Annotated in this window: 6 protein-coding genes, 1 other RNA gene and 1 pseudogene; 2 read left to right on the top strand and 6 right to left on the bottom strand. The window is 41.2% G+C overall.

What is annotated here, in order from left to right; all coding sequences use genetic code 11:
- Positions 1-192 precede the first annotated feature (192 nt).
- From L0B17_RS03820 to rsmI, 6 genes are all read right to left on the bottom strand, one after another.
- Entirely contained in the window at positions 193-1659 is a 1467-nt protein-coding gene (locus tag L0B17_RS03820; protein WP_235087703.1) for a carbon starvation CstA family protein, read from the bottom strand.
- Positions 1660-1845: 186 nt separating this feature from the next.
- The gene (locus tag L0B17_RS03815; RefSeq protein ID WP_235087701.1) at positions 1846-3462 is read right to left on the bottom strand and encodes a methyl-accepting chemotaxis protein; all 1617 of its coding nucleotides are present in this window, start codon (positions 3460-3462) and stop codon (positions 1846-1848) included.
- Positions 3463-3945: 483 nt separating this feature from the next.
- A complete protein-coding gene (locus L0B17_RS03810) occupies positions 3946-4881 on the bottom strand; it encodes a diguanylate cyclase domain-containing protein (protein WP_235087699.1) in 936 nt (311 codons plus the stop codon).
- Entirely contained in the window at positions 4881-9785 is a 4905-nt protein-coding gene (locus L0B17_RS03805) for a PAS domain S-box protein (RefSeq protein ID WP_235087698.1), read from the bottom strand. Before L0B17_RS03805 ends, L0B17_RS03810 begins: the two co-directional genes overlap by 1 nt.
- A 212-nt stretch (positions 9786-9997) precedes the next feature.
- Positions 9998-10365: RNase P RNA component class A (rnpB, locus tag L0B17_RS03800), an RNA gene on the bottom strand.
- Between the two features lie 66 nt (positions 10366-10431).
- The gene (gene rsmI / locus L0B17_RS03795; protein WP_235087696.1) at positions 10432-11274 is read right to left on the bottom strand and encodes a 16S rRNA (cytidine(1402)-2'-O)-methyltransferase; all 843 of its coding nucleotides are present in this window, start codon (positions 11272-11274) and stop codon (positions 10432-10434) included.
- A gap of 89 nt (positions 11275-11363) precedes the next feature.
- Here rsmI and L0B17_RS03785 point away from each other — a divergent pair.
- Both L0B17_RS03785 and L0B17_RS03780 read left to right on the top strand, forming a co-directional pair.
- A pseudogene (locus L0B17_RS03785) lies at positions 11364-13191 on the top strand (penicillin-binding protein activator).
- Positions 13188-13514, top strand: a complete 327-nt coding sequence (locus L0B17_RS03780) for a YraN family protein (protein WP_235087691.1) — start codon at positions 13188-13190, stop codon at positions 13512-13514. Before L0B17_RS03785 ends, L0B17_RS03780 begins: the two are co-directional and overlap by 4 nt.
- Positions 13515-13531: the final 17 nt, after the last annotated feature.

Raw genomic sequence — 13531 nt, 5'->3', positions numbered from 1 at the left:
AACGGACTAGCAAATAATGAGTAACTTAGCTTCTGGAACATCTTATAGTGGGGGGTGAGGTACAAGGGGATAAAATCACGATGACTATAATACTAAATCTCTGCCCCACGGTTAATTTAGGAATGAAAGCAGATTGTTAACTCAAAAAAAGACCTTGCCAGCGCAAGGTCATTTTCATTGTGTCATATATTTTTATACAGCGGCAGCTTTACGCTTTTGATGTACCAGCAAAAGTACAATCAATAACACCACGCCAACAGCAATACCTACCGGCTTACTTAACTCTATAGGGAGTCCTAAACCAATACCTGCGGTCATAATATAAGATACCGTAATACTGGTACCAATAATGGCTGGCAGACTGACAATCCAATGGAAAGTACCACGGTCAAACAAATACTTAGTGGCTAACCACAACACACTGGTCGATAACAGCATGTTTGAGAAAGCGAAATAACGCCAAATTAAGGTGAAATCAATCTTAGTCATGAAATAAGCAATCACTAAAATCGGCACAGCTAACAATAAGCGGTTACGCATACTTTGCGGAATATTAAACGCATCGGTAATGGTTAAGCGCAATGAACGGAACGCGGTGTCACCCGATGTGATAGGGAAAATAGCCACGGCAATAATCGCCATAATGCCACCTGCTACACCTAAATAAGAGGTTGCGACTTGGTTAACCACTAACCCTGGGCCGCCCTGAGCCAAAATCTCTTTAAGCTCGATATAACCACCAGGAAATGCCGCAATACCGGCTGTTGCCCACACACATGCCACCACACCTTCTGACATCATTGCGCCAAAGTAAACTGGGCGAACGTATTTTTCATTGGTTAAACAACGCGCCATAATGGGCGCTTGAGTCGAGTGAAAACCACTGATAGCACCACAGGTAATGGTGACAAATAATAATGGCCATGTCGGTAATCCATCAGGATTAGGCTCTAATAAATCATTGTTATAATGGCTATGATCAAAGTAGGCTAAAAAGTCTCCGGCCATAGGTAAATGGGGTGCATTGATCAATAATGCCACAGCTAACGACAAGGTCATTACAATCATTAACAGCCCAAATGCGGGATATAACTTAGTGATAATTTTATCAATCGGTAACAAGGTCGCTAAAAAGTAATAAGCTAAAATAACCAATACCCAAAAAGTATTGCCACTTAAGAATGTTCCTTCAAAATAGCTTAAATTACTTAATAGTCCTGCTGGGCTCATAATAAATACCACGCCCACAAAAAACAGTAACATCGCAGTAAAAATCAGCATCAAACCTTTAAAGAATATATTGAAATAGTGACCCGCGATTTCAGGTAAACTTTTACCATCTTCTTTGATACTCAATACACCAGAAAAATAGTCATGAACCGCGCCACCTAAAATATTACCGATGACAATCCATACTAAAGCAATTGGGCCATATAAAGCTCCCAGAATAGGTCCAAATATTGGACCCACGCCAGCGACATTTAAAAATTGAATTAAGTAAGCTTTTACAGGATGAACCTCAACATAGTCGACGCCATCGTTAAATCTAACTTGGGGTGTTTTGAGTGTTGGATCGATTCCAGCTTGGCGTTCTACGAATGGACTATAGAATTTATAAGCTAGCACCAGCAACGCAATACATATGAAAAATATAAGCATAATATTTGTCCAATAGGAGGAAGGTATTATTGTAGCTTAGAAGTGTCAACGACTTGCCCTACAAGGTCAAGGTTATCCCCCTTAGACGAAGGTCTACAAAAGCCTCTTTAGCTGCATATTTTTTGCTTTTACAACATCAATATCGCCACTAAAACCTCAATGTCGCAACATGCAACATAATAAAAATCACACCTTAAACCTTTCAACCAAATGACTCAATGTATTCGATAACGCGCTTATTTCTCTGGCAAGTTGTTCACTTGTTTGTGCAACTGATCTGGCCGAGCTTGTTTGTTCATTCAAAGCAAATAGATTTTGACTGATTTCATCTGATACTGCAGTTTGTTCTTCGGTTGCCAACGCTGTTTGAGTCGACATTTCGTTTACTCGCGTCGAAGACTGTTGTAGGTTTTTAAATACTTGATTAGCTTCTTCAAAAATATCAATCGTTTTGTCTGCAAGCTGTTTACCTGAAGAAATAGCGTCCGCTGATTGATTAACACTTAGCTGTAACTGTTGAATCATTGTTTGAATATGGTTGGTACTTTCCTGGGTACGTGTTGCCAAGGTTCTCACTTCATCTGCCACTACGGCAAAACCACGCCCTTGCTCGCCTGCACGAGCAGCTTCTATTGCTGCATTTAATGCTAATAAATTAGTTTGTTCAGCTATCCCTCTGATCACATCTAAAACCGAGGCGATACTTGCAGAACTTTTCTGTAACTCAAGCGAACTGCTCAGCGCTTGATCCATCTGATTAGATAATTCGTTAATGCTGGCATTTGAGTTTGCCACAACTGTTATCCCTGTGGTGGCCATATTGCTCGCATTAACGGCCTCATCCGCAGAGGTGCTAGCGATCTCTGCCATTTCTTTGCTAGAGGCACTCATCTCATGCACTGCGCTGACAATCGAATCAGATGCTACATTTAGTGTTTGAGTAATAGATTTAGATTTCACAGCAGAATCCGATAACACAATAGTGAGCGCCTTGAGGTCGCTAGATTGAGCTAAAATAGTCGTAATGAGCTCCCTTAAGTTTGCAACAAATCGATTAAACTGTACGGCAAGATCCCCAAATTCATCCTGGTTGTGAATATCTATCCGTGTAGTTAAATCACCATCTCCATCAGCAATTTCAGCAATTTGTCGTGTTAGCAAACGCATTTGAGAGGTTAAGGCTTTGGGGACTAAATAGCTAAACCAGCCTGCAATAATCAGTGCTGCGAATACAATAACAAAGGCTATTACAGCCAAGGTAGATATATTATTATCCAACTCGATTTTAAGCTCATCAGCTTTATTTTCGGCCGTTACACCTGCTTTATCTAGTACGACTCTTAATTGTTTAAACTTTTGCAATGCATCTTGTTCATACTGAGCTAATTCGTTATGACCTTGACTAGCCGCATCAACAAATTGGTTCGATGCTGTTAACCAACCCTCAAATACATTATCAAATTCACTAAACTGGCTGGTCACATCAGGGTATTGATTTAAAAGTTGAATATATTCGTCAAAGCGTGTTTTAACTTGCCGCGCATTTTCTAATCTATCTTGTTGCTCGGTGTCAAAGTCACCTAACTTAGCTATGATTCTGGTTTCTGCTAATTCGGCTTGATAAAGATCACGATCAGCATTTAACACCAATGAAATAGCCTTCATAAATTGTTGTGATTGCACCTCTAACGCTACGCTCTGCAGCTTTAGCAAGAAAGAGAAAATAACAATAATGAGGATCACTGTAGCGCCAAGCAACACCATGGGAATGCTACTCTTCACTCTAATACTTTGAAAATTCATATTTCACCTACCTAGCCATTATTCAGTTCAATACATAACCATTAGATTAAAGTTACCGTTACTTTTTATCCATGCATCTTTATATTTTTCACTCCAATGTTGCGCTATTTCGGCTCAGCCAAAATCTAATTTCATTGTCGCAATATGTTCAATAAAAATCAGTTAATACTTAACCTCAACTCAGGTGTTATCCCGAACGGAGGTGACTTAATACCAAACCAAGCGACAAAAATAATGTCATCGTCTACATGGCTAATTTATAAGCGTTATATAACGTTAATATTTAGAATTGTGAATTGACTATAATTATAGCCACAGAAGTGTAAGCTGCTTGAACAATTAACAAATTAGTTGCTATATCACACACATCATCTAAAAATGAACTATGTGATATACCAGTTGTTGGCGGGATAAAATCTCAAAAATGAACACGGCAAAAGGTAAACTTATTGCAAAGGGTCAACCTAATCGCAATGTTGATGGTTACAAAGCTATGCACTTAACTTGATTACGTCCACTGTCTTTAGCTTGATATAACTGCATATCAGCTTCATTCAATAGCTTATCCCATCTAGAGTCAATAGTCGGATAAGTGGTTGCCACTCCCGCACTAATGGTGACAGTTGACGAAATGCTGGAGCCAGCATGTTCAATAGCTAATGCCTGCACTGCATTTATCATTTTCTGTGCAATTAATGTTGCCCCTAAGCTATCTGTTTCTGGCAGTATACAAACAAACTCTTCACCACCATAACGGGCAACCAGATCATAAGGGCGACGAGCAACGGCATAAATAGCCTGTGCGACTAAACGAAGGCAATCATCACCTTGTTGATGCCCATAGGTGTCGTTGTAGTGTTTAAAGAAATCAACATCGAGCATCACCAATGATAACGGCTTATTCTGGCGGCTACAGTGCTGCCATGATTCAGGTATGCTGCGTTCAAATTGACGACGATTGGCTAACCCTGTCAAACTATCAAGTAAGGCAATAGCCCGCAAAATATCAGATTGGCGCTTTAACAATAACTGATTATTCACTCTTGCTGTGGTAATAATACTGTTGATAGGTTTGTGAATATAATCCACTGCACCTAACTGAAACCCTTTAGCTTCCTGTTCTTCATCAAAATGTGCTGTTACAAAAATAACGGCAGTATTAGCGGTTATTGGATTATTTTTTATTGCCTCACAAACCTGCAGCCCGGTCATTCCTGGCATTTCGATATCAAGCAACATCACATCAGGCTTTATTTTCTGGCACACTTCAATAGCTCGCTCGCCACTGGTTGCCATATAGATATCGCATTCATTCTGGAATAACTGATGCAATATTTTGATATTTAACGGCTGATCATCAACAATTAAAATTTTGCCTTTATCACTGCTCGCCAAACTCAACACTTCAGAATTGGACATTAAATTACCTCCGCCTCAATAATCGCTAATAAGGTCAATGCCTTTTCAAAATCAAGAGTTTGTACTTGCTCATAAAATTCAGCCCAGCACCTATGGTGAGATAATGAACTGGCTATCTCGTCCACTGCGTACATAGCATCAAGATTATTATGTTGTAATTGCTCTTTCAATTGCATGATTTGTTTCTGAACAAGCTCAATGTTTTGAGGTTTATCTTGTGCTGATTTAATAACCGCTAGTGACTCATTTTTGAGTGGTTCAGAGATATATTTAGCAAGCTGCTCAACGCTAAGTCGAGTTAATAAAGCCAGCTTATCTTGCCACTGCTTAATTTGCCACGGCTTATGGCTACCTTGTTTAAACTGCACTTCTAAATAAGCAGCAAAATCAGCTAGCATTTTGGCACCAAAATTACTTGCTACACCTTTAATACTGTGGCTAACGGCAACAAGCTGTGATGTCTCTTGTTGCGTGAAAGCATTATCAAAGTGCCACAATTGCTTGTTTATTTCCGCTTCAAATCCTTTAGCCATTTTTTTAAAAAACACCTCATTGCCGCCAAATCGACTCAACACCTTTGCAAGACTGTCTAATACATATTGATCTGCGAGAATTTGGGGCTCTAGCAAATCAGACGCATCGTCACTAAATGAATAGTTATCAACGACTAACTCGCTTAATTCACGTCCGACAAGCGTTAAAATGCTGGGGACTAACAGGTTCATATCAATAGGCTTACCGGTATGATCATTCATCCCAGCGGCAATGCACTCAATTCTGTCTGACTGAGAGACGTTAGCCGTCATAGCCAGAATAGGTAATAACTCAAAACGAGGATCTTTTCGAATACACCGAGTGGCTTCTAAGCCATCCATATCAGGCATCTGTACATCCATAATGACGATATCAAATACCTGTGGGCTCTGAGTCACTAAGGCAACGCCCTCCACTCCGCCCTCAGCCAACACAACTTTAGCCCCTTCTAAAGTAAGCAGTTCATCGGCAATTTGTCGATTTAATTGATTATCTTCAACCACTAAAATGGTTAATCCCTGCAGTCGCTTTTGTGCTATCGGCTTAACGGATGTCGCCATGAATTTTCCGGACATCACTTGGCTAATGGACTCGGCTAATAATTGAGATGTCACCGGTTTAGTTAAAAAATGCACAAAAGGCGCACCATGCTCTTTATCATCCTCCCTGAACACTTCCTCGCCATAAGCCGTCAGCATAATGACCGCTGGAATACTACCTTGCAAATCTTGTATCGATGCTCGCAATAGCTTAGCCGTTTTTATGCCATTAAGTTCAGGCATATTCCAATCCATAAGGACGACATCAAAAGGAAGCTGGGCATTATGTGCCTGATTACATTTGTCTATAGCTTCTGCGCCGCTATAAGCGCAATCGACTGAACAACCAAAATCAACCAGAATCTTCTGTAAAATTTCGGTAGTTGTGCGGTTATCATCAACCACCAACACTCGACGCCCTTTAATATCAATAGCCACTTCCGTCGTAATAGGGACGACTGAGAAAGTCGCATCAAACCAGAAGCAGCTGCCCTCATCAACTTGACTGGTTACCAGTAATTCTGCGCCCATTAATTCAACTAAACGCTTACTGATGGCCAATCCCAACCCTGTACCACCAAAACGTCTAGTTGTTGAAGATTCAGCCTGTTCAAAACCATTAAAAATACGACTTATTTGCTCTTTGCTGATCCCAATCCCTGTGTCTGTCACAGAAAAACGCAGCTTTTTACTATTTTCAACTGATTCGAGACATTCGATCCCTATAATGACTTGGCCATGACGGGTAAACTTCAATGCATTACCAGCTAAATTGATCAATACTTGCTGTAATCTGAGCTTATCAATCAGCAACCAAGATGGAATGGTTGGGTCGAGATTAAACATCACCTCAACATCTCGATTGCTCAAATTAGCTGATAACACCACCGCAAGCTCGCGCATCAACACTTCGATTTCGCAAGGCTCAGGGTCAAGCTGGAACTTACCCGCTTCAATTTTAGAAAAGTCTAAAATATCATTAAGTAAGCCTAATAGGGATTTCGCTGCAGTTTGGGTCTTATGAATATAATCCTCTTGCTGGGGGGACATGGTGGTATGACGCATTAATTGCAACAAACCCAACACGGCATTCATCGGGGTGCGGATCTCATGGCTCATATTCGCTAAAAATGCCGACTTGGCCGCATTGGCATCATCGGCTTGTTGTTTCGCTGCTCGCAAGGTTTTTTCTACTTCACGTTGCTCTGTTATATCGAGATTGATGCCAATAACTCGAATCACATTATCATGCTTATCTCTTTCAACCTCAGCTGCCGCCTGAACATAACGCACTTGACCACGAGTCGTTAGTACTCTAAAAATAAGATCGTATTTTCCTTGCCCGTCAATTACATTATTCAGTTGTTGTTCCATCATGGCAACATCATCAGGGTGAACCCGCATTATCCAATGTTGGTAATTTAGGCCTTCCTCTCGCAAGCTAAGCGGATGATCGTAAATAGTAAACATACGATCATTCCAATCTAAATGGCTATCTGACACATTGAAAGTCCACATCCCCAGCTGTGCGACCTCAGCAGCCTTACGAAGATGGTTACTGGCAGTCACTAATGCTTCTTGTTGCTGTAATGTTTGAGTGATATCTACTGCTATACCTAAATAACCGACAATATTGTTGTCAATATCACGTATTGCAGTTACAGATAAAGATACTTGACAGTGAGAGCCATCTTTCTTTACATAGGTCCAATTTCGGGTTTCTGACCCTTCCATTCTGGCCTTATAAACAAATACATCAAAGCCTTCAATAACTAGACCATATTGTTCCGATAACTCAATAGATCGCGCATTAATTTCCTCTGGTAAATGTATTAAGGCTGGGCTAGATATTCCAACTAACTCATTTGCGCTATAACCTAACAACTGCTCTGAACCACGATTAAATATATTAATTATGCCGTTTTCGTCAGTGGAAATTATCGACATTTCAGAAGCAGCATCGAGTACGCTGGTTAATAGTGAGCCAAGTTTGTTCTTCTCTATTTGAGCAAATTTACGTTCGGTAATATCGGTACTTAATGCAACAAAACGTTCTATATGACCATTTTCATCGACCACAGGACCAATAACGGTATCTAACCAGTGTGTATCGCCTTGCTTGTCTATATTACAAATTTCACCATGCCAAGAGTTACCCGAGCTAATTTGTGCCCACATATTTTGCCAAAATACGTCATCATGTTCACTCGAACGTAATAATGAATGATTATTACCAATGAGTTGTTCGCGAGAAAAACCACTGATACGACAAAAGTAGTCGTTAACGTCTAAAATCACACCGTCAATATTGGTGACAACTGAGATGAGTTGATTATTAATCGACTTAAGTAATGCTTTATTTTCAGATACAGCCTGTTGTAACTCTTGTGTTCGATTTGCTACCTTAAACTCTAGGCTTTCATTCAACTTTAAAATGCGTAACTCTGCATCTTTTTGCGCTGTAATGTCGCGAATAGTTTGGCTAATACCAACAGTATCACCATGCTCACCAACAATGGCTAACATTGTCATAGATGTCGATAAAATCATCCCATCTTTACATTGATGCGATGACACTTGATTTAAGATCACTTCTCCTGCTAACGCTTTAGCAAACCAGCCCTTTTCCAATTCAGCCTTTTCAGGGGGAACAATTAACTCAGTACTGCGTAAGCCAATCGTTGTCGGCTCCTTATAACCGAACAGTAATTCAGCACCTCGATTCCAGCTGGTAATAAACCCATCAAGATCATAACTAATAATGCCATCAAGCGAATGTTCAAGCATACTGGCTCGTCTAGCCTGTTCGGCTAACACTTGCTGCTTTCGCTGTACCGACATTGACCACATCAAGACTAATGCTGCCAATAAAACGCTAAAAAGAGCACCATAGGCAAACACCAAACTCGCACGATTAAGATTCAATCCATTGATGAGTTTAGGATATGCCTTAACCTTAAATTGCCATTTACGCCCAAGGATTTCTTTTACAACAGAGTATTGAGAATCAGTTAACTCATCATCTGCTGTTGTGGTATAGAACGGAATCGGTTGATTAGCTTGAGTAACATCACTTAGGGTTAGCTGGGCAGCTTGCAGGGGTAAATTTAACCCGCTTAACACCTCATTGGTGACCAAAGGCGCATAGCTCCATCCAAATATTGTAGCTTTGCGGGCTTCAGGGGTTAAGGGGGTTGAGCCATTATGGTAAATAGGTAATAGAATTAAAAAAGATTGTAGTGGTTTACCCGTAGCCTGCACTAGCGTAATTGGCCCAGACAAACGCACCTCACCAGACAACATTGCCGCATCCGCGGCTTCTCGCCGTTGTACTTCTGAACCAATATCAAGACCCACTGCTGAAAGGTTACTTTCAACGGGTTCAATATACTGAATCACATAACGATCATTATCGTGGGGGGTCAGCTGACGGATTGCAAAGATTGGCCAACTATCTTGCTGTGCTTTAAGAATAAAAGAAGCTTGCTGTTGAGGTGAAACGATACGAATAAAACCAAAGCCTCGCGCCCCTGGGAATTCCTCGGCGACCTCTCTCGTTAAGCTATAGCGACCAAACGTTTGCCGAGAAATTTCATCTTCACCAGCCATAACAACCATTCCGCGTACGCCGCGAAGGCCATATTGGTATAATGTAAGGCGATTTAAGACCTGATAACTAATTTGCTCTACGGTACGTTGAAGGGCTTCATTTACTGCCGTTGAGTTACGACTATTTACTGTCAATGCCACAGCAAGGCTGATAGCTAAGCCAATAAACAATACTGCACAGCCCCACTTAGCCGCCGTTTTATCCCCCAAAGACAAACTCATAATCACCTAATATCCAAAAATCATAGAGTTATAATATTGGACTAGGCGGAACAATTTCGCCAGTAATATCATTAACCAATGATAATTATCCTTATATATTATTAATGGTTAAGGAATTTATAACGCATTACTTCACTAGGGGCTGTCGATGTAGCTAAAGAGACACAAACATAAAAGGCCTCACATCGCTGTGAGGCCTTTTTATTTCGAAAGGTTTGAGTTGGCCGATAAGCCAGGTCCTGTCGTGGACAGTTATTCATCTAGGCCTGCAATCGCTCACAGGCTCAAGCAACCTACCAGGTTCCTACGCGAGCAGCGCATATACTATTTAAAGTAATGGAACCCTATTTGGTCTTGCTTCGGGTAGAGTTTACCTTGCTACGAACTATTGCTAGCCGCACGGTGCGCTCTTACCGCACCCTTTCACCCTTACCATTTCAGCCGAAGCCAAAATGGCGGTCTCCTCTCTGTTGCACTTGTCGTCGGTTCACACCGCCCAGGCGTTACCTGGTACCCTGCTCTTTGAAGCTCGGACTTTCCTCCCCGTACTTGCATACGCGGCAACTGTCTGGCCAACTCGGCGCGGATTATAGCCTAAGCCTGCCAACAAACCAATCCATAGTTAGCTTTATCGACCCGACTTTTGTTATAAACCAAGTTCGAGCCCGAGTTTATACAATGCATTCTTTTTAAAACCATATATTTGCGCGGCGATTGCCGCCGCTTTCTTAAGTGGTAACTCTGCTGCAAGTAAGGTTAACGTATCAATAGCGACTTTAGGAATGGCTTCATCGTCGGCTTGAGCAAAACCATGACACATAATAACAATTTCACCTTTTTGCTGATTTTCATCAGCGATCACCATCGCTAATACAGCTTCAGCTGTACCTGATAAGAAGGTTTCAAAGGTTTTAGTGACTTCTCTGGCCATAACAATTTGGCGTTCAGCTCCCAGAGCAGCAACAATTGACATCAAGCTTTGTACAATGCGATGCGGTGATTCATAGAAAATTAACGTGCGAGGGTCTTCTTTCAACGCAGTCAATTTATCGATACGACCTTTTTCTTTGGCCGGCAAAAAACCTTCAAAGCTGAATCGGTCTGATGGTAATCCTGAAGCACTTAGTGCGGTAATTGCCGCACAAGGTCCTGGCAGCGGAATAACTTGATGACCCGCTTCTCTAACATGTTTAACCAAGTGATAGCCAGGATCGGATATCAGCGGCGTACCTGCATCAGAAATAAGTGCAACTGATTGACCTGATTGTAATTGTTCAACAATCCATTGAGCGCGGTCACGTTCATTATGGTCATGTAGAGCCGTTTTACGGGTTTCAATACCGTAATGACTTAACAATCTACCACTGTGACGAGTATCTTCACAGGCTATCAAGCTGACTTGATTTAACACTTCAATTGCACGGCTACTCATGTCCGCGAAATTGCCGATGGGGGTGGGCACAATATAAAGTGCTGCTGCTTGATCCATAACTACCTCAATAATCTCTTTGCACAAGTCTTTCGCCAAGCGTAAGAGCAGGTTAAACTAAAGCCAATATCTTACCAGAGTGAAGCCCTGTGTTAAAAAGACTGATTTCAATTAAATTTCTATTGGCACTGACACTACCAACATTATTGATTGGTTGTGCAACCAATAAAACCGAAAGTATTGATCAAGTGATCAATACATCCTTAGCGTCAGTAGAGCAACCTGCTAATGTTTATTTATCCGAAGCCAGTAAAAGCAGCTTACCTGAAAAACGTGATCGCAACCTGCTACTGGCGGCGCATGCTTATATTAATGATGGTAATTACAGCTCTGCGAGTAGCATTTTATCGTCGATGCTAAAAAACATGGTAAAAGTACCTACCATTCAGGCTGAGCATATTTACTTAAATGCCCGTATTGATGAGAAAACTCAGAATGCGCAGGCAGCATTGACCACCTTACAATACCCCCCCCCATTGGCAATTACCTCGCTGGCAAATGGCAACATATCATCAGTATAAAGCCCGTCTTTATAAAACCCTGCAGCAGCCCATAGATCAAATTAGACAATTAAGTCTATTAAGTAACTATTTACCTAAATCTGAATCGACTCAGGTTAATGATATTATTTGGAAAGTGTTACAACCATTGCAAGAGGAAGCCATTAAAAGCTTCATGCGCGAACCTGCAAATCCGATATTCTCAGGCTGGCTACAACTTGCTTATATTGCTAAACATTATGCCGTAGAGCCAACCCAGCTGGTGCGTTATTTAGGGGAATGGCAACGTAATAACCCTCATCATCCAGCCGCGGTAAAGTTACCATCGGATTTAGAAAAAGCGCTGAATGCTAAACCTTATCGCCCACAGAACATTGCGGTTCTATTACCGCTTTCAGGTCCTCGCTCGGCAGTTGCTGAACCCATAAAAATGGGAATTATGGCCAGTTATATGGCCGAATTTGATAGTAATGTCACCCTGCACTTTATTGACAGTCAGATAGGGATCAAAGCTGCTTATCAACAAGCAACGAATACCGGTGCCGACTTCATTATCGGGCCATTATTACCTAATGAAGTAGAAGAGTTGCAACGCGCAAACCAAAGTAAACCGCAGCTTATTCCGCAACTGTATTTAAATCAGCTAGAACAATTTGAGCCACAATCTAATCAATTTTACTTCTCGTTATCACCTGCACAAGAAGCCAGTGATGCCGCGCGTAAGTTGTATGCCGATGGGATTAAGTTACCTTTGTTATTAACCAGTAATGATGCCATAGGTAAACGTATGGCTGAAAGTTTCAATCAAACTTGGTTATCACTAACAGAAAATAACGCTGAAATTCATTATTTTGATAGCGGCGACCAAATGAAGCTGACCGTACAAGAAGCCTTAGGGGTAAAAGACAGTCAAGCTAGAATTGCTCGTATGAAAGAAATACTGGGCAGCAAACTTGAGGCTGATTTTCGCTCTCGCCAAGACATAGATGCCATTTATATGGTGTCGGCTTACCAAGACTTATCGTTATTAAAAGCCTTTTTAGACGTTAACTTCAGTGTATTTGCTGAGCCAGTGGCACTTTATACTTCGAGTCGTGGCCGCTTAGAAAATGAATCAACTCAATCTGCACAAGAATTAAATAAAGTGATGATCAGTGACATACCTTGGTTAATGCAACCAAGTAATGAAACCCGCATGGTGGAATCTTTATGGTCTACTTGGAATAATAGCCAAAAACGGCTATATGTTATGGGATATGACGCGCTTGACCTAGTCAATCGTTTAGCCCAAATGCGTGCATTTCCAGGATATCAATTCAGTGGCCGCAGTGGTGCGTTGTCGCTAAAACCTAATGGGTTAATTGATCGTCAATTAACTTGGGGCAAATACGAAAAAGGTAAACTCACGCCACTATGACATCTGGCGAACTCGCTGAACAACAAGCACGCGAATATTTACAGCAACAAGGGTTAACCTTTGTTACCGCAAATGTGCGCTATAAGTTCGGCGAGATTGACTTAATTATGAAGCAGCAACAGACTTTAGTGTTTGTTGAAGTAAAATATCGTCAATCTCAGGCTTTTGGCGGCGCAATAAATGCACTGAGTGCTAAACAAATTCATCGCATTCGCCTCAGTGCAAACGCTTATTTACAACAACAAGGCATTAATCCACCTTGCCGTTTTGATGTTATTGCCATAAATAACACACAAATAAGTTGGATTCAGGGATGTTTTTAAGCATCCATAGTTACCAC

The organism is Shewanella sp. OMA3-2, from assembly GCF_021513195.1.
In the GTDB taxonomy this organism is placed as follows: Bacteria; Pseudomonadota; Gammaproteobacteria; order Enterobacterales; family Shewanellaceae; genus Shewanella.
This window is presented reverse-complemented; position numbering and strand designations above follow the sequence as displayed.

Bases quoted from the DNA above. Each gene is read 5' to 3' on its own strand.
- L0B17_RS03820 (WP_235087703.1), bottom strand. From the start codon at position 1,659: ATGCTTATATTTTTCATATGTATTGCGTTGCTGGTGCTAGCTTATAAA.
- L0B17_RS03815 (WP_235087701.1), bottom strand. From the start codon at position 3,462: ATGAATTTTCAAAGTATTAGAGTGAAGAGTAGCATTCCCATGGTGTTG.
- L0B17_RS03810 (WP_235087699.1), bottom strand. From the start codon at position 4,881: ATGTCCAATTCTGAAGTGTTGAGTTTGGCGAGCAGTGATAAAGGCAAA.
- L0B17_RS03805 (WP_235087698.1), bottom strand. From the start codon at position 9,785: ATGAGTTTGTCTTTGGGGGATAAAACGGCGGCTAAGTGGGGCTGTGCA.
- rsmI (WP_235087696.1), bottom strand. From the start codon at position 11,274: ATGGATCAAGCAGCAGCACTTTATATTGTGCCCACCCCCATCGGCAAT.
- L0B17_RS03780 (WP_235087691.1), top strand. From the start codon at position 13,188: ATGACATCTGGCGAACTCGCTGAACAACAAGCACGCGAATATTTACAG.